Here is a 19,271-nt window from a genome sequence, read left to right on the forward strand (position 1 = left end):
GAGGCAGACCGATGAGTGATTTAAAAGATATATTATATAAAGAGCTGGCGCTCAAATCCAAAGTGAATGTAGAAGGTATTAACGTAAAACCGTCTATATTTAAGATACTGGAGCTTGGGACCAAATATCAGGAACAAATCCACGGATTATTTGAAATGGATCATGTAGACCATGTGGGAACTTTATTTCCTTGCAGTTTCACCTCTCCAACCGGACTCAATTACAACTTTAACTGGGATCCCAGGTCGGAAGTATCTCTTGAGTACCATGACAACGAGTTTTATCTGGTGGACCGGGGAAAAGAGCAGTTTCCCATAAAATTCTTCGAACGGCCCTATTATTACGGCTTAAAAACAACGGATGGAACGGCTATGTCCCATGTGGCAAGTTTTAATCCCACAGGTACTGTTGGAGTTGCTTACAGCAATGAATGCGCCCTTAAGGATACTGGACTGGACTGCTTATTCTGCAATGCCAATGCCACGAAGAATACCTATGCGGAGGCTGAGAACATAAAGTGGAAAAATCCAAAGCAGATCGGAGAAACCGTGGCGGCAGCCTATAAACATGATAACGGACAGCATGTAAACATCACCGGAGGTTTTATCCCAGAACGAAGAGAAGTGGATTATTACATTGACGTGGCAGAAGCCATCCAGGAACATGTAGGAGCAGAAGATTTTAATGGAACGGCAGTAATCGGTGCCCCAAAGGATTTAAGTGTAATTGATAAATATAAGGAAGCAGGGTATAGAACCATAGCCATCCAGATTGAAATCTGGGATAAAAACATCTTTAAGACCATCTGCCCCGGCAAGGAATCCGAATGCGGCGGCTGGCAGCACTGGGTGGATGCATTAGAATATGCCGTAGGAGTATTTGGCTGGGGTAAGGTTAGAACCGGTTTTGTATCCGGAATTGAACCCAAGGAGAAAATTTTAGAGGGTGTTGAGTACTTTGCAAAAAGAGGTATATTAAGCCTTACCAACGCCTGGAATCCCAATCCCGGCTCAAAGCTTGAAGGACACCGGACACCTTATCCGGAGTGGCATTTGGACCTGGCGAAAAAGACTTATAAAATATTCAAACAAGTAGGATTTACTTTTGAAGAATATTTTGACGTATCACCTTCAGCAGACTTTTTAGTACATGATATATTCAGAATTGAAGAAGAGAGACTGCCGGTATTTAGTAAATAAATCATAAAGGGAGTTGATAAAAAGGCGGATATCTCTGCATCCTGTATGACTTTTACGGTATTTCAGATAAACATAAAGAAGATATTAAAAGCAGGAGCAGGCGTACAGGTATACTGACAGAAAAAACGAGAGATAGAAATAACAGAAAGAAAAACAGAATAATAGGAAAGTGAAAAAACAGAGAAATGAATGACAAAATTTACCTGACGCCATGAAAAAGTTTATGGATTCCGGTCAGGTAATTGACAGCATTACCGGGTAACAATTATAATCAACACATGAATTACATATGTATATCATCCAAAACTAACCGGATAACTGGAGGTTTTAGAAAGCAGAGGAATAGACTACTCAGCTTTTTAAAACCTTCTTTGCTGTATAGAAACTAGCAGGGCATATAGGTAGCCTATTCAGAAAAGAATCAGATACAATCGAATAAGAACTGGGAACTGACCGGACTACGGAGGTTTAAAAATGGTGAAACATTTTTAAACCTCTTTTTTAAAGGTCATTGCGAAATAATACAGTTTTTGTAGGCAATGTTTTTGGCTGAAAGGAGAATGAAATGCTAAAAAAGCTGATTATGAATGAAGGAAAAAGGAGTTATCTGTGTTACGTTCCAAAACGGCAGGCTGAAAGAAAACATAAATAAAGAAAGGATGCCACTTAAATATCTTTCAACCTGTTTATTTGGGCAATAAAAGTCATTTGAGCCTATTTTAATATGTGGCAGTATCGTCTTAAAAAGAGTGATACGGTATGTATTATGAAAAAAAATAAATTAATACTTACTGCGGTAATTTTATTAATATTAAGTTTAGCAATTGGAGCCCTTACCGGATGTTCCGGTAAGACCAATACCAAAGCAGCTGGGAGCGGGGCGGTTGTGGTCGAAAGCGAGGAAACTGCTGATACCGGGAAGTCTTCAGATACTTCCTCCGACACTGGGGGCAGTGAGCCATTTAAAATTAATATTGCCGTGGACTCCGGCACCTTTGCCTATCCGTTCTGGGTAGCACAGAATAAAGGGATTTTAAAGAAATACAACATTGAAGCGGAATTTCAGACCTATGCTTATGGAATCGATACCATCAATGCTGTACAGCTAGATCAGGCAGATCTTGGAGAAGCCATGGACTTTGCTGCGGTAAGCCGTCTGGGTGGTGCCAGTGAACTGCAGTTTATATCCTTTATCGCCGGTAATAAATTAAGCGGCTCAGAGCTTTATGTACTGGATGACAGTATAAAAGAAGTAAAGGACTTAGCGGGGAAATCTGTAGTGGTCCAGAAAGGTACTGTCAATGAATATATCTGGGCACAGCTTTACGCCCAGTACGGAATCGATCCGGCTTCTGTCAACCCACTGTATATCAGCAGTACGGCAGAAGGGCTGGCACTGGTTAAATCTGGTGAAGCAGATGCGATCTGGGCAGGAGGGGATACCAGCGCACAGATTGAAGACCTGGGAGGAAAGAGTCTGGGGGATTACAGTCTGATCGGATTTGCGCCACAGGGATTTCTAATGCTTAAGAAAAGCTATTTGGAAAAGAATGAAGAGGGAATTGAAAGACTTTTAAAAGCCTTAAAGGAAGCTGCAGATGCCATTAATTCAGACCAGCACGAAGCTGCCGAAATCATTAAGGATAACTTTAAAATACCGGCGGAGAATATTGAGAAAGTTTTAAAAAATACCATATTTGACATCCGGTTTTCCGAGGAGGATTTTAACCAGTTAGACAGTGTTACCAAATGGTCCATTGAAAACAAATTAATCAAGTATGATTTTAATGTAAAAGATTATATTTATCTAAATCCATTACAGGCAGTATTTCCGGATACCATCACTTATAAAGAGTAGCACACTTAATAACTTAATTATCTGGGTGATAAGATTCTAAAGATAAGAAGATTCTAAAGATAAGAAGATTCTGAGGCTTATAAAGAATCGCGTGTCTAAAATAATAATAGGGGGTTGCCGGCAATTACTTATAGTGACGATTCTCTGGTTTGATTATCAGGATTACCAGGATGAAACCAGGTGCGGCAGCAGGTTGCGGGGCAGGGGTTACCGGTCATTATGAATAAGGAGGTTACTATTTCATGGGTGAAACATGGATTAAGATTGAAAATGTATCAAAAAAATATACGGATAATGAATTCGGCACCAAAGCCAGCCAGAACGTCATCACAGGCATCAACCTGGAAATAAAGAAAGGGGAGTTTCATATCCTTCTAGGGCCCAGCGGGTGCGGGAAATCCACATTATTAAATATAATTGCAGGCTTTCTTCCAAAGTCCGGGGGAAGCATAACCATAAACGGAGAAGAAATAATTAAGCCGGACAGAGACCGGGGAGTTGTATTTCAGAATGCGGATTCTGCCATATTCCCCTGGCTTACGGTCAGGGAGAATGTGGAATACGGATTAAGAATGAAAGGCATCAAAGCAAAAGACCGGAGAGTAATTTCCGGAGAATATATCAAACTGGTTGGTTTAAACAATCATGAAGATAAATATCCCAAGGAACTATCCGGAGGAATGAAACAGAGAGTCCAGATTGCCAGGAGTCTTGCAAATGATTCGGAAATTCTGATTATGGATGAACCCTTCGGGGCTTTAGATGCCCATACCCGAAGAATCCTGCAGATTGAACTGGTCAAAATCTGGGAACAAACCCATAAAACCATAATTTTCGTAACCCATGACATTACGGAAGCAATCTTACTGGGGCAGAGAATCAGTATTATGTCTAAGGCCCCGGAAGCTGCTATTTATAAGATTTATGAGGTAGACCTGCCCTATCCCAGAAAAATAAACTCTCCGGAATTCAGTGAATTATTCGGGCAGGTACAGGCGCATTTTGATTTTGGGGTAAACATTTAAGACCGGAAAGGAGTAAACTTACATGGACAGAGTAATTACCGTAAAACAGACGAAACCAATAGGGAAAGAAACAGTAAAAAGAGAACCGGGATTCACTTCTCATACCGGTGCTGCACTTTATAAAGCAGTCTGGTATCTGGCGGGAAAAGGAATATTGACCTGGGTGTTTCTCTTTGGAATCTGGGGGATAGCATCTCTTAATTATACCGTAGATTTTCTTCCAAGCCCGTTAGAAACCATTACAGGTGCCAGAGAAATCATATTGGACGGAACGTTATTTCAATATGTGCTTATCAGTTTAAAAAGGGTATGTTTAGGCTGGGGGCTTGGTATGCTCCTTGCAATTCCCATCGGGCTTATTATCGGAAGAATTGAGCTGCTGCGCCGTATCTTTGAACCTTTTATTGATTTCCTGCGGTTCATTCCGGCCATAGGGTTTCTTACACTGTTTCTTATGTGGTTTGGAGCAGGAGAGAAATCAAAGGTCATATTGATTATGTATGCAACGGTATTTGTGATACTGATCAATACCATCAGCGGAGTATTAAGCATCGATAAAAACAGGATACAGGCAGCCAGATCTCTTGGAGCCTCGGAAATACAGATCATTTATTCTGTTCTTATTCCTTCGGCAATTCCTTATATTTTTACTGGAATCCGCTTAGGACTTGGGGGAGCCTTTACCTCTATTGTGGCAGCAGAAATGCTGGCTGCCAAGGAGGGTATTGGATTTTTAATCTATACCTCAAGGTTATACTTCCGTACGGACTGGATTTTTGTTGGTTTGCTGACCCTTGGACTTATGGGGTATATCTCAGACCGGCTGATTCGGCTGTTCGGGAAGGTAGTACTGAGGCGGTATGGGATTTATGATAATAAGAAATTTGATTAATTTATTTCAAAATGAATGATAAAGCATAATTGGCTTAGGAAGAATTCCAAATTAAATGAACGTAATTTCAGTTTGAACTTCTTCCCATGGTTTAAAATACCGCAAAAGGGCTTCCTGACTGAAAGAGCAAAAGAACTTTTCAGCAGGCAGGTGAAGCCGGACAGTGTTAAAAATTTAACGTGTGCATATGGCATGTACAGAAATGGAGGTAACGATGAGTTTAAAAAGTGAGTTATATGAAGAAGTACGTCTGAAAAATGAAGTTAATGTGGAAGGAATCCGGATTACCAGGGAAGTCAATGACCTTTTAAAAAATGCAGACCTCGGGGAAAAATATCAGGAAGAAGTACATGGTATGTTTGAATATGATAAGGAGCCTCATGCCGGGATTGCCCATCCGGCAGGCTTCCGTTCACCAAGCGGATTTATATTTCCTTTTAATTCATACCGAAAGTCCAGATTTTCCATCGGGTATGAAAAAGGCTCCTTTATCCTGACGGAAAATGATCATAAGGTCTTTGATATTGACTTTCTGGAACGGCCCGAATATTACCGTCATAATACAAGTGACGGAGTGCAGATGAAGAACATCGCTGTCTATAACCAGGAAGGGGTCGTATTTGTAACTTACAGCAATGAGTGTCATCTAAAAGAAAAAGGCCTGGACTGCTTATATTGTAACATCAATGCTACGAAGGATACTTATGCCCAGGTAGAGGGAATCACCTGGAAATACCCGAAACAGATTGCAGAAACCGTAAAACTTGCCTATAAGGAACCAGGAAACCATCATGTGACTTTAACCGGAGGCTTTATACCGGAACACCGGGAGATGGATTATTATTTTGATGTGGCAGAAGCGATACAGAAGGAAACAGGCTTTTATGACTTTAACGGAACCGCGGTAATCGGAGCGCCGGAGGACCATACTATCATTGATCGGTACAAAGAAGCCGGCTATAGGACCCTGGCAATCAATATTGAATTCTGGGATAAGAATATATTTAAAAGTATCTGCCCTGGAAAAGAACAGCTTAGCGGGGGCTGGGATAATTGGAGGGAATCTTTAGAACATGCGGCCAAGGTATTCGGACACGGCAGGGTACGCTCCAATATCGTAGCCGGTATAGAGCCGAAACGCTCTACCTTAGAAGGGGTTGAATATTTAGCCTCCAAAGGAATTGTCTGCTTTGCAGGTGCCTGGTGCCCGAATCCAGGTTCGGAGTTGGAAAACCACAGAAGCCCGGAACCGGAGTGGCATTGGGATCTAACGTTAAAAATCGCTGAAATCTTTCGTAAAAATGGCTTTACCTTTGATCAGTTATACGACTGCAGTGCCTCTGCCAATTCCTGCATCCATGATATATACCGGATAGAATACGGACTTCTGCCTGCGCTTAAGGAAAAAGAATTAAAAGTTGTATGAAGCAGAGCAGCAGCTCAGTTCCGAATAATGAAGCAAAATCTAATTAAAATATTGTTTGGATATAAGCCGCTCAAACCAAATATTTGTTATTACAAAATGATAACTGCAAGAGTCTGGACTAAGTTCCGGGATTCTTGCAGTTATGCTAATATGGGATCATTAAATTTAATAAACCTGATTCTCTGCAGCTACAAACAATTCATCTATTCAATCGCATAATTATAATAATTCATAACCGACATTTCTTCAAACCCGAAGGATTTATATAAGTTCAAGGCATTTCTGTTTTTGCTCTCCACATCAAGTTCTACATTCGCTATGTTTTTCCCTTTTATAATAGAAAGCGTATTTGAAAAGGCTGATTTACCATAACCCCTTCCCCTGAACTCCGGAAGGATTCCAAAGCCGTAGATAAAGGCATAATTGTCCTCATAGTCCACATGAATTTTACCGATGGTCTCACCTTTTAACTGAATCATATAGATACCATCATGCAGCATGGATTCATCTAACAGGGCAGCTTCACTTTCTTCTGTGGTGTTAAAATGTAGGGCATTTTGTCTGGCGATCTCGTTAAGGTCAGATTGATCCGCTGTTTTTAAGGTGATATCTTCATAAGCCGCGAATCCCTTTAACTCTGTTTTCTCAAATAATTTCATGCGGAATTCAGAAGTTTTATAGCTGCCGCCGGCTTTTTCTATGAACTGATTACCAGAGACTGATTTTTCATCGGTTAATAACAGGACAGTTTCCTGACCGGCACGTTTTGCTTCCTGTACGGCAAGAGCAAACAGCCGTCCAAATAACCCTTGTTCTCTATATTCCGGATGAGTCAATCCGTTTAGCTCCAATACATTTCCTCCAAAATCGCAGATTCCAAGATAGGAGACCAGATTACCGTCATAATAATATAAATATTCGTTGATATTCTTGAGCCGGTCCTTTTCATGCTTAACTACTGTTAATTTGTAATCCAGTTCCAGTTTCAGATTAGTTTGGTCGTTAGCATAACTAAGTTCCACAAGTTTTTTGATTTGGTCACAATCCCTGCTATCCAGATATTCCTTAAGGGTGATATAAGGATTGGAAAAATTCGCTGACATGTTAATCTCCTTTATAATGATAATATAGTAGTAACTAATTAGTAATTTATCAGTTACAAGATATCTTAAAAAAAATAAGCATACTAAGGCGATAAAAACACCTTAGATCTGGGGCTCCAATACTTGTAGTCCTGCATCGTTACATATTTTTATAATAAGATTATACTGTCCGGGGTCTGATGCTGTCAATTAGTATAAAAGCTTTTCCCTGGTTTTTAAAGGCATAAGTTAATAATCGTGAACAATACAGGGGTTCTCCCTTTTGTAAAGTGACCGGCCAGTTACCTGGTACATCCCTTTCAAATTAACCAGACCGATTACTTTATCCTGTTATCGCGGTCCAGTTATTTGTAAAACAATAAACTATGATAGAGGCATAGGAGAGTTTAGAACAGTATTATTTTGTTTTGTCCTATTTTTTGTACCAATAATATGCTATAAACAGTTTTAAATTAATCCTGGTAAACAATAATTCCCAGACATATATAAAGCAAGTGCTAAAACACCTGTGTTATAGTTTATTTATCAAATAAACCAGGAGGGTATTTTATGAGAAAGAAAGTATTGGGATTAGTATTAACAATTGTGATGCTGATATCATTAGTTGGATGCAGCTCAAACAAAGATGTATCAACATCAGGTGGAGATGCCACTAAGGATACACCGGCAGCAACCGAAGCCCCTGCTACTGACAGCACCACAGAAACAGCACCGCCGGCTACTACCGACAAGACATTCAAAGTTGGTATTTCTATGCCGACAAAATCTTTGGAACGTTGGAACAGAGATGGTTCTTATCTTCAACAGCAATTCCAGTCTTTAGGTTATGAAGCTGAATTAACCTATTCTGACAATAAGAGTGACCAACAGGTAAATGACATCCAGAACTTAATTGCAGACGGTGTTAATCTGTTAGTTATTGCAGCGATTGATGGTGATACGTTATCAACCGTATTACAAGATGCCAAGGCACAGAACATTCCGGTTATCTCCTATGACCGTCTGATCATGAACACAGATGCAATTTCCTATTATGTATCCTTTGATAACTATACAGTAGGTAAATTACAGGGACAGTATATTGTAGATACATTAGATCTTGATAATGCTGGAGATAAAACCTTTAATCTTGAAGTTACAGCAGGTGATCCCGCTGATAACAATGCAACCTATTTCTATAACGGCGCTATGGATGTGTTAAAACCTTACATTGACAAAGGTACATTAAAAGTTCCATCCGGTCAGACAAAATTTGAAGAAGTTGCAACTGCAGCTTGGGATACCGCAACTGCTCTTGACCGTATGCAAAATATCTTAGCTTCTTATTATGCAGACGGAACACAGCTTGATGTAGCTTTATGTTCAAATGACTCCACTGCCCTTGGTGTTACTCAGGCTATCGAATCCGATTATGCTGGAAGCAACACTCCAATCATTACCGGACAGGACGGCGATGTTGCTAACTTAAAGAACTTATTAGACGGTAAACAGTCCATGACCGTTTATAAAGCCGTAGCTAATGAAGCCGTTGTTACTGTTGCACTTGCACAGGAAATCCTTGCAGGCAACAAACCGGACGCATCCTTAACAGACAAATTTGATTGTGCAGCTACTTATGATACAGAATCTTATGATAACGGTACCGGCAAAATTCCTTCTTACCTTTTAGTACCGGATGTTGTTACAAAAGATAATTACAAAGAAAAACTTGTAGATACCGGATATTATAAACTCGGTGATGATGGATATTTAGTAGCAGCTCAATAAATTGATAAATTAATGACCGGATTTTAAAAAGTTTCGTATTCCGGTATCATGGATATTTAAGTAATCGCTGCTTTATATGAAATGTTATGGGCGGGAGATTCTCTCGCCCATATTATAGTATATGGACATGCGGAAAAAAAGGAGGATTCTAATTTGGCAGAATATATTCTCGAAATGAGGAATATCGTGAAAGAGTTCCCCGGAGTGAAAGCTTTAAATAATGTTAATTTAAAGGTAGAGCGAGGAGAAATCCATGCCCTGGTAGGGGAGAACGGGGCAGGTAAATCCACGCTTATGAATATTTTAAGCGGTGTTTATCCTTTTGGATCCTATTCTGGTGATATTATCTATAATAACCAGGAATGTAAGTTTAACACCTTACGGGACAGTGAAGAGAAGGGTATCGTAATTATTCATCAGGAATTAGCGTTAATACCGTCTTTAAGTATTGCAGAAAATATGTTTTTAGGAAATGAAAGAAAAAGCCGTTGGGGGATTAACTGGGATGAAACCTTCCATCAGGCCGAGAAACATATGCGCCAGGTTGGCCTTAAAGATTCTCCGGAAACACTAATTAAAGATATCGGAACAGGGAAGCAGCAGTTAATCGAAATCGCAAAAGCACTTTCAAAAAACGTAAAATTATTAATACTGGATGAGCCTACCTCTTCCCTGAATGAGGAAGATACGAAGATGCTGCTTGACTTATTATTAGAGTTTAAAAAGCAGGGCATGACTTCTATTATCATATCCCATAAATTGAATGAAGTAGCTTATGTATCGGATAATATTACAGTTATCCGTGATGGCTCCTCTATTGAAACCATTAGCAATGCCGCCCATAATATTGATGAGAGCCGCATTATAAAAGGAATGGTAGGCCGTGAGATGAAGGACCGTTTCCCGAGCAGAGAACGTAAGGTAAGTAAGGAAGTTGGTCTGGAAGTTAAGAATTGGACTGTATATCACCCGGTATATGAAGAAAAAGTAATATGCAAGCAGATTAATTTCCATGTAAACAAAGGGGAAATCGTTGGTTTTGCCGGTCTACAAGGCGCAGGACGTACGGAACTTGCTATGAGTATCTTCGGTAAAAGTTACGGACAGAAGATATCTGGAACTTTAATTGTCAAAGGAAAAGAGACATCACTTAATAATACCAAGGAGGCCATTGAAGCAGGTATCGCTTATGTAACCGAAGACCGTAAGGGAAACGGTCTCATACTTGCCCAGCCAATCAGAGTAAATACAACTCTGGCTAAGACCTCCAAAGTAAGCAGGCATGGAGCCTTTGATTATGATAAGGAACGCATGGTTGCAGATGAATATAAAGAAAAGCTTAATGTTAAGTGCAGCAGTATAGAGCAGCGTGTTGGCAATCTCTCCGGAGGAAACCAGCAAAAGGTACTGCTGGCAAAATGGATGTTTGCCGACCCGGAAATATTAATGTTGGATGAACCAACAAGAGGTATCGATGTTGGCGCAAAATATGAAATCTACGGTATTATGAACCAATTAGTAAAAGACGGAAAAAGTGTTGTTATGATCTCCTCCGAATTGCCGGAACTGCTTGGTATGTGTGACCGTATATATATTATGAATGAAGGCAGTATAGTCGGAGAGTTATCAGCCGGTGAAGCCACTCAGGAACGAATTATGTCCTGCATACTGTTAAATGATAAAAAGAATCAGGAGGTTGAAGCCGTATGAATGTAAAAGCTAAAAATTTTCTCGTTAAATATACCATGGTTATCGTTTTGGTTATCGTGTTTCTTTTATTCAATATGATAACCGGAGGTAAAATGGTGTACGCCCAGAATCTCTCCAATCTGCTCCTTCAAAATGCATATGTAGTTATTCTTGCCTGTGGTATGTTACTGTGTATCCTTACCGGCGGTAACATCGACTTATCCGTGGGTGCTATTGTATGTCTGGTTGGTGCATTTGCCGCAAAGATACTCTCTATATCTGATTTGAGTGCCTTTTTGGTTATTATATTAGGCTTGGGACTGGCACTGCTTATTGGTGTATGGCAGGGCTACTGGGTTGGATATTCCAGAATCCCACCCTTTATTACTACCTTAGCCGGTATGTTCATCTTCCGTGGTATCGGTCGTGTTGTACTTGACAGTAAGACCATACCCATTAAAAACCAGCAGTTCTTAGATACCTTTACCGCTTATCTTAATATTCCGGGACTGGATTCCGGCAAGATAAAGTATTCAGCAATAATAATTGGTATTATAGCGGTAGTAGGTTATGTAGTATTTACCATAATCAATAACAGTACGAAAAAGAGAAAGGGCTATAAGGTTGAAAACCCCATAGTCTGCTATACCAAAGTAGCTATTATCAGTTTATGTATCCTGGTTTATAGCTGGAAATTATCCAATTATAAAGGTATCTCCGTAATGTTATTATGGGTTTTGGTAGTGGTATTTATCTATGCTTACATTACCAATAAATCCGTATTCGGACGTTATTTTTACGCCATCGGCGGTAACGAAAAAGCAACAAAATTATCCGGTATCAATACCAATAAAATATTCTTCGTAGCATACACACAGGTAGCACTTCTTGCAGGACTTTGCGGTCTTTTAAGTGCAGCCCGTATCGGATCCGTTAACGGTGACAGTGGTAACCAGTATGAAATGGATGCCATCGGTTCCTGCTTTATCGGCGGTGCCTCAGCTTATGGTGGATCCGGTACCGTAGGTGGTGCCGTAATCGGTGCAATCCTAATGGGTATCATCAATCAGGGTATGTCTATCTACGGACTGAACTCTAACTGGCAGTATGTTGTAAAAGGCGGAGTACTATTGTTTGCCGTAATCTTTGATATTAAATTTAACAACAAGAACATGAGTAAGGCATAAGCCGCCGCAGTTTACAGACAGGAGGTCTATAAGAATGAAATGGAATAACATATTTAACAGGGAAACCAGTAAGGAAAAGAAAGAATACAGCAGACCGGGGGATGGCAGCAAAGCCATATTATATTACCTGGTAGCCATCTATATCGGATATATGGGTTACTCAATCCTTAATAACCGCCTGACCGGAGATGATACCCTGTCCTATCCAGTTGCAATCTTATTTACTTCCGTATTTGCTATCGGTGCAGCCTGGATTGTATGGTATGCTACAAAATTAAGAAAAAATGCATCTACTGCAGAAATACAAGGGGATACCATGGAAGAACTCCACGAAACAGTCCCTGAAAATATCCAGGAAGAAACGAAAAATTATTAAGACCGCGTTTATGCAGATATCACTGGGATACCTGGAAAGACCTTGGGATTCCGATTTCCAATCAATAATCACACTGATACCGATTAAATAAACCGGAAAAAAATAATCAAATTCAGGAAAACTCTCAAAGCGGTGATATTCGTATAGAAAATCTATGCCGCTATGAAAAAGAAAACTTGAAAATGCCCATCAAACAATTCACGAAACAACCATAATAATCTGAAAATCAGGAATCCCTGAAGTGGAAAACCTGATAATGGAAGAAGAACAGGATAAAATAAAAAAACGGTGCAACAATAATAAATTGAATAATGTTGCATCGTTTTTTTGTAATTACAAATAAATAATGATATAATAAACATATAAATCTAAAAAAAGAAATAAAGCTTCGCAGCCCAGTAAACTCAAAGAACTTGATAAAATCAGCTCGAAAACCAGCCTGGAAAGCATGATTATGATATCGGCCCTAAGCGCTTCATTCGGAGTCTGCCAATTCACTTATGCCTTTTTTATGTGGTTCAGAGTGAAACGGCACATTGTCTGACGAGCGGACAGCGAGGAGTTTGTGCCGTTTCACTCTCGCTTTACCACATAAAAAAGACATTAGTGAATTCAGACCCCGAATACTAAGCTTAGAACCGATATCCTAATCAATGCTTTCCTCAAAAACCTTAAAGCTGATTTTATCAAGTACCACAACCCTCAACTGCGAAGCCACCCCCCCCCCGAATTAAAAATTTAAAAATACCTTAAAAGGTAATTACTTTTCAGGAAGGTAGAATAAATTGAAAAAGAAGCCTTATATAATTGGAATCCTCATAACGGTAATCCTCGTAGCCGTTATGATCTTCCTGTTTGAACAATATAGTATCAACGTAATCGATGGCAAAAATCAGACCCAGGCCAGGGAATATAAAAAACACTATGTCATGATATCAAAAGACATCACCACCACCTTCTGGCAGTCTGTTTATAAAAGTGCTAAAGAAGAGGCAGAAGCCAATAATATATATTTAGAACAAGTCGGCAGTAAGCTGTCGGAAAAATACAGCATAGCAGATTATCTGAGAATAAGCATTGCCTCAAAAGCAGACGGTATTATCGTATGTCCCGATGGGTCGGAAGAGGTGACGGAATTAATCAATGAGGCCGTAAGAAAAGGAATACCGGTAATTACAATCTTAAATGATGATATCAATACAAAGCGGGCCAGCTTTGTTGGAATAAATTCCTACGAATTGGGCTTGGTTTACGGAGAACAGATTCTGGACCAGATCAATAAGGACACCAAGAACATATCCATTCTGTTTCATTCCTCCGAATCCAACTCTACCAATGACCTGGTCTTTAACCAGATCAAGAAAAACCTGAATGATAAGCTGGGAGAGAACAGAGTGAACATAGCTCCTTACTCCATTTCCGCAGACAATGAATTTGATTCAGAGGAAGCAATCCGTGATATATTTATAGCACAGGAGGATCTTCCGGACATCCTTGTCTGTATGGAGGAAGTGGATACAGAATGTGCCTGCCAGGCAATTGTTGACTATAATAAAGTAGGTAAGGTTACCATAATAGGATCATATTCTTCAGAAGCAATCCTAGAAGCAATCAGCAAGAACCTGGCTGCGGTTACCGTTGCCATGGATACGGTGCAGTTGGGAAAACAAAGTGTACAGGCTCTTCAGGAATATCAGGAAATGGGATATGTGAATAACTACTATAATGTGGATCTGCATATTATTAATAAGAAAAATGTACAAACCTATGAAGACGATGCTTTAGACAATGTTAAGGAATGAAGGTTATTTATCAGGCAGTAAATGTTTTTTACTCAGATTTGATTGCCGCTCTGCGGCAGCTGGAGGTTAGGTTGAAAAAACATGCATATGTTCAAAAGTACACAGATGGGAGTTACTATGATTAAATACTTAATTCAAAAATTCAGCCGTTCCATCAGCGCCAAGTTGATTTCCATATTCTTTTTATTAACGGGTATTTTATTTATTACCAATTTGAGCGTGAACGCCTATTTGAATAAGTCCCTGCAAAAGGTAAATACCGTCTATGCCTCCAACGTGACTTCCAATATACTGGCGGAAAAGCTTAAAGAGGTACAGGCTAATGTCTATGAATACCTAAACACCAAAAGTTCCAATTCCCTGGTTAATTATTATAAAAGTGAGCAGGACTTTAGGAATCTCATGGAAAATCTGAATGATAAGATAACAAGCGATGATATGCTCATGCTTGAGAAGAATATTAAAAATATGTCGGATACCTATCTCGCTTTGACCGATGAGACCGTGAAAGAAAAGAGAGGAAGGAATGTTGAAAAATACAAAACCTCTTATGAAGAGACCAAACTCTTAAATCAATATATCAACTCCTATATCAGCAACCTGAACGCGGAACAGTTAAGACAGAATTCACAGAACTATCAATTACTGTTAGTATCCTTAAGGTACACAGAAGTCATCAGTCTGGCAATTATAATCTCAGTAGTAATCGTCAGTTTATTCCTGCTGCTGTTTATATTGCGGAATATGATCGGACCGCTGGTACAGTTAGCACATAATGCCAATGAGGTGGCCAACGGTAATTTTGATACGGATTTTATAAAGCCAAAATCAAAGGACGAAGTGGGTATACTGGCAAGTACTTTTAATACCATGCTTCAAAATATTAAGAGCTATATTGAACAGATCAGAAAAGATATGGAAAATGAACAGAATTTAATCGAGCAGCAGCTGATGATGGAAAATCATCTAAAAGATGCCCAGTTAAAATATCTTCAAGCACAGATTAATCCTCACTTTTTATTCAACTCTTTAAATGCGGGTGCCCAGTTAGCTATGATGGAGGATGCGGAGCAGACTTCTCTGTTCGTGGAAAAAATGGCGGATTTCTTTCGTTACAATGTAAAGAAGATGGAACAGGATACCACTTTACTAGAAGAAATCGAATCGGTAGATAATTATATTTATATATTAAATGTACGTTTAACCGGTGATATTCTCTTTAGAAAAGAGATTCCGGAAGATATAGGAGAAGTCTGGGTACCAAGTATGATCTTACAGCCTATCGTTGAAAATGCAGTGAAACACGGCATTGCAGATATTGACAGAGATGGGGAGATTCTGCTTAAAGTGGATCAGTATGAGGAATATCTGCTTATTATAGTAAAGGACAATGGAGTCGGAATGTCAGAGGAAAAAATAAAAGAGGTATTATCCGGCAACTACAATACGGTAGAAGATGACAACTCTACCGGTATCGGTCTGCATAATGTAATCAGCAGGCTGCAGCTTTATTACGGACAGGAAAATCTACTGACCCTTCATTGTGATGGAACCGACAAGGGAACGGAAGTAAGGATTGTCATTCCGAAACTTGCCAGTGAAAAACGGAAAGGAGCCAATCATGTATCGAATACTTATAGCGGATGATGAAGGCATCATGTTGTATTCTCTGCAGACCATGATTCAAAAGAATCTGGGAGGAGAGTGTGAGGTTTACACGGCAAAAACCGGAAGGGCAGTGGTGGATATGGCTCAAAGCCTAAGACCCGATATCATTTTTATGGATATACAGATGCCGGGGATGAATGGTATTGAAGCCATGCAGGCCATAAGAATGGAGAATAAGACCGTACTATTTATTGTAATAACAGCTTACAGCAAATTCGATTATGCTAAGGAAGCCATAGAAATCGGTGTATTTGACTTTTTAACCAAGCCGGTGAATAAAGATAATTTCCTAAGGGTCATAAAACGCGCCATGGCACAGGTAGATGTAGAAAAGAACAATCAGATGGCAAACCTTAGGATCCGTGAAAAACTAGATACGGTGGTTCCTATTATGGAAAGCGGCTTTATTAATTATCTTATGCTTCAGACCGGAGGCGCTGAAAGTACTTACTACAACTATAAGGAACTTCTAGATATTGAGGAAGAGACAGCTTATGTTATCCTCATACAATTTGGTGAAAGCTATGAAAACGGTGTACTGACCAATCCGGTGGGAATGAGTATGCGTTCCCAGAAGTTTTATCCGGAACTAAGAGATATTGTAAAAGAACATTTTAACTGCATTATCGGTGCGGTTATGGCCAATAAAGTAATTGTTATGGTACCGGATCAAACAGATGGCATGGAATATGAAGAACGAATTAAAATCATAGGTCAGGCCAGGAACCTACTACATTCCCTGGAAGCCAGGATTGATGCTAAATTCCGTATCGGTATCGGCCGCACCTGCCGGATTGATGAGTTAAACGAATCCTATCAGGAAGCTTTCAGGGCCATACAGGAGGGAGAAGGCAGGGTTGTCCATGTAGGAGATATGCCTCTGCGAGGGGAATACGAAGGAGAATATCCTATTGATAATGAACAGCTTATCTTCCAATGGGTCATTAAAGGTGACATCGAAGCTGTCAGGGAGCAGGCCTCCATATTCTTTGACTGGATGGTAAATAATTATTCTGAGTATATGGACAGTATTCGTCTTAAAGTGTTAGAGCTTATTATGCGGGCGGAAATGGATGCTTTCTTAAACGGAGGCCTTAATTATGGTTTTCTCTACCGCAAGGACTATTTATCTGAGGTGCAAAACAGCAATAATTATGATGAAATAAGAAGCTGGTGGTTGAAAAAGATAACGGATATTACAAAACATATGGCCAACCGAAAGAAGGCACAATCGGAAAATATCGTGTCCAAAGCAATTCGTTATATAGAGGAGAATTACAGAAAAGACATATCTCTGGATGATGTATCCAGAGAAGTTAACATAAATCCATACTATTTCAGCAAACGATTTAAAGAAGAAACCGGTGTTAATTTTATAGACTATCTTACGGGCATACGAATAAATAAAGCCAAGGAACTACTGGAGGATCCTGCCCTAAGCATTAAAGAGATTTGTACCATGTCCGGTTACAGTGACCCCAATTATTTCAGCAGGATATTTAAAAAAATTGAAAATATCACGCCAAGTGATTATAGGGAGAAACGAAGAATATGAATAAGAAAATCCTATACGGTATGCTAGCTCTTTTGGTTAGCATAGTAATGGTTACCGGGTGCAGCAGGAAGGATCAGAATGAAAATAACAATATAAAAAAAGAAGATACCCCGCAGATTGGCATTAGTTTTGATTCCTTTGTTATTGAACGGTGGATAAGGGACCGGGATGCTTTTGTTATGACTGCTCAGGATTTAGGAGCGGAGGTTAACGTTCAGGTGGCCAATGGAGATGTGGATACCCAGATTTCCCAAATTAAATATTTTATTAAAAAGAAAATGGACGTAATCGTAATCGTTGCAACGGACTCAGCTGCCCTCACCGATATTGTAAAGGAAGCGAAAGACGCAGGTATTAAAGTAATATCCTATGACCGTTTAATAAAAAATGCCAATGCAGATTTATATATATCCTTTGATAACGAGCAGGTAGGAAGTGAGATGGCAAATTCCTTAATTACCTCCATACCAGAAGGTGGTGATATCTATATCATCAGCGGTCCTGCCAGTGACAACAATGTGGATATGATAAATAAAGGATTTTTGGACCTAATAAACAAAAGTAATTTAAATGTGGTATACAAAAATTCCTGTGATAATTGGAGTGCCGAATTAGCTGCAAAGTATGTAGCGGAAGCCTTAAAAGAATTTCCAAATGTAAAAGGCATCATGTGCGGAAACGATGATTTAGCCAGTGAAGTCTTCCTTACGCTATCGGAAAACCGGCTGGCAGGAAAGGTATTTATAGTAGGGCAGGATGCAGATTTATCTGCCTGCCAGCGCATTGTGGAAGGAACCCAGACCATGACGGTTTTTAAGCAGGTAGAGGATTTAGCGAAAGCCGCCGCCTATTTGGCAGTAGCCTTAGGAAAAGGAGAGGATATAACGGATAAAACCCAGAATTTTACGTATTATGTAGACAATACGATTAATGATGGTGCATACGATATTCCTTATTATAAGTTAGATACCATTCCGGTTACAGCCTCCAATATTGATAAGGTTATTATAGACAGTGGTTTTCATACGAGAGAGGATGTTTACTTGAATATGAAATAAGGAAATACGGTAGAGAGGAAGGGCTTATCAAATGTTTCGAGGAAAAAAGATTCGAATAGAACATAAGGAGATAGAGGGATTAAGTCAGTATTTTATTGATTATAATAAAATAAAAGAACCGGTTCCATTTTTGATAGAAGTAATTCAGACGATTGCAGCAAATCAGAGTCTTCTTATGGTGGCAGATACAGAATTTTCTTATGAAAAAGATGGGGCTGTCTTAGAGGAGCGGATTACTGAGTTAAAAGGGGTACTGGATCAACAGGCGGTGGCCTACCGGGTAGTGGTAAATAAGAAAGACTCAGATAAAAAGATACTGGGGATTCGTCTGCAAAGCACGGAAAAGGTTAATGTATACCAGCTTGGCTTTGCAGTTTCTGCAAACCAGCTTGACAAGTTAACAGCGTTTTTAAAGGACAATCTGTTCCTTTATATTGGAGATGCAAACCGACAGGCAGAGGAAATGAACGATCAGTTTTACGAGGTCCATGGCCAACGGGAGGCATTAGGTGAGTTTTATGCCATTCAGCTTTACAATGATTCTTATTTTCGCCGTATCCGGATAAACAGCCGGAGGGATATAAGCAATGTAATCAGGGAAATAGAAGTAAGATATAATGGATAAGGATTAGAAGAGTCTTGATTTTACTGGAGTTGGATGATATG

At 39.5% G+C, this 19,271-nt stretch carries 15 protein-coding genes; 14 read left to right on the forward strand and 1 reads right to left on the reverse strand.

From position 1 onward, the window contains the following. The first annotated feature begins 11 nt into the window (after positions 1 to 11). The 5 genes from QA584_RS01885 (at position 12) to QA584_RS01905 (ending at position 6,400) form a co-directional block, all read left to right on the forward strand. Positions 12 to 1,199, forward strand: a complete 1,188-nt coding sequence (locus QA584_RS01885; protein WP_278272828.1) for a radical SAM protein — start codon at positions 12 to 14, stop codon at positions 1,197 to 1,199. A gap of 766 nt (positions 1,200 to 1,965) precedes the next feature. Continuing rightward, positions 1,966 to 3,057, forward strand: coding sequence for an ABC transporter substrate-binding protein (locus QA584_RS01890; protein ID WP_278272829.1), 1,092 nt, complete (start codon positions 1,966 to 1,968; stop codon positions 3,055 to 3,057). Between the two features lie 242 nt (positions 3,058 to 3,299). After that, positions 3,300 to 4,082: an ABC transporter ATP-binding protein gene (locus tag QA584_RS01895; protein ID WP_278272830.1), complete on the forward strand. Its 783-nt coding sequence runs from the start codon at positions 3,300 to 3,302 to the stop codon at positions 4,080 to 4,082. Between the two features lie 22 nt (positions 4,083 to 4,104). Then, positions 4,105 to 4,974, forward strand: a complete 870-nt coding sequence (locus QA584_RS01900; RefSeq protein ID WP_278272831.1) for an ABC transporter permease — start codon at positions 4,105 to 4,107, stop codon at positions 4,972 to 4,974. A 214-nt stretch (positions 4,975 to 5,188) separates the two neighbouring features. After that, entirely contained in the window at positions 5,189 to 6,400 is a 1,212-nt protein-coding gene (locus tag QA584_RS01905) for a radical SAM protein (RefSeq protein ID WP_278272832.1), read from the forward strand. A 203-nt stretch (positions 6,401 to 6,603) separates the two neighbouring features. Here the strand turns inward: QA584_RS01905 and QA584_RS01910 are convergent, their stop codons facing one another. Further along, a complete protein-coding gene (locus QA584_RS01910) occupies positions 6,604 to 7,503 on the reverse strand; it encodes a GNAT family N-acetyltransferase (RefSeq protein ID WP_278272833.1) in 900 nt (299 codons plus the stop codon). A gap of 549 nt (positions 7,504 to 8,052) precedes the next feature. On the opposite strand from QA584_RS01910, the gene QA584_RS01915 reads away from it, so the two are divergent. The 9 genes from QA584_RS01915 (at position 8,053) to QA584_RS01955 (ending at position 19,230) form a co-directional block, all read left to right on the forward strand. After that, positions 8,053 to 9,270, forward strand: coding sequence for a substrate-binding domain-containing protein (locus tag QA584_RS01915; RefSeq protein WP_278272834.1), 1,218 nt, complete (start codon positions 8,053 to 8,055; stop codon positions 9,268 to 9,270). Positions 9,271 to 9,423: 153 nt separating this feature from the next. After that, positions 9,424 to 10,980 carry a multiple monosaccharide ABC transporter ATP-binding protein gene (mmsA, locus tag QA584_RS01920; protein WP_278272836.1) on the forward strand — a complete coding sequence of 519 codons (1,557 nt, stop codon included), beginning with the start codon at positions 9,424 to 9,426 and terminating at the stop codon, positions 10,978 to 10,980. Further along, a complete protein-coding gene (locus QA584_RS01925) occupies positions 10,977 to 12,146 on the forward strand; it encodes an ABC transporter permease subunit (protein ID WP_278272837.1) in 1,170 nt (389 codons plus the stop codon). Before mmsA ends, QA584_RS01925 begins: the two co-directional genes overlap by 4 nt. Before the next feature lie 34 nt (positions 12,147 to 12,180). After that, positions 12,181 to 12,522, forward strand: coding sequence for a hypothetical protein (locus QA584_RS01930; RefSeq protein ID WP_278272838.1), 342 nt, complete (start codon positions 12,181 to 12,183; stop codon positions 12,520 to 12,522). A gap of 785 nt (positions 12,523 to 13,307) precedes the next feature. Beyond that, entirely contained in the window at positions 13,308 to 14,324 is a 1,017-nt protein-coding gene (locus QA584_RS01935) for a substrate-binding domain-containing protein (protein ID WP_278272839.1), read from the forward strand. A 117-nt stretch (positions 14,325 to 14,441) separates the two neighbouring features. After that, the gene (locus QA584_RS01940; RefSeq protein ID WP_278272840.1) at positions 14,442 to 15,971 is read left to right on the forward strand and encodes a sensor histidine kinase; all 1,530 of its coding nucleotides are present in this window, start codon (positions 14,442 to 14,444) and stop codon (positions 15,969 to 15,971) included. Beyond that, complete coding sequence (locus QA584_RS01945) at positions 15,946 to 17,547, forward strand: response regulator (RefSeq protein WP_278272841.1); 1,602 nt, start codon at positions 15,946 to 15,948, stop codon at positions 17,545 to 17,547. The genes QA584_RS01940 and QA584_RS01945 overlap by 26 nt, the downstream gene beginning before the upstream one ends. Continuing rightward, positions 17,544 to 18,605, forward strand: coding sequence for a sugar ABC transporter substrate-binding protein (locus tag QA584_RS01950; RefSeq protein ID WP_278272842.1), 1,062 nt, complete (start codon positions 17,544 to 17,546; stop codon positions 18,603 to 18,605). Before QA584_RS01945 ends, QA584_RS01950 begins: the two co-directional genes overlap by 4 nt. 31 nt (positions 18,606 to 18,636) lie before the next feature. Beyond that, positions 18,637 to 19,230: a hypothetical protein gene (locus QA584_RS01955; RefSeq protein ID WP_278272843.1), complete on the forward strand. Its 594-nt coding sequence runs from the start codon at positions 18,637 to 18,639 to the stop codon at positions 19,228 to 19,230. Positions 19,231 to 19,271: the final 41 nt, after the last annotated feature.

Origin of the sequence: Anaerocolumna sp. AGMB13025, from assembly GCF_029689925.1 — a bacterium.
Taxonomy (GTDB): Bacteria; Bacillota; Clostridia; order Lachnospirales; family Lachnospiraceae; genus Anaerocolumna.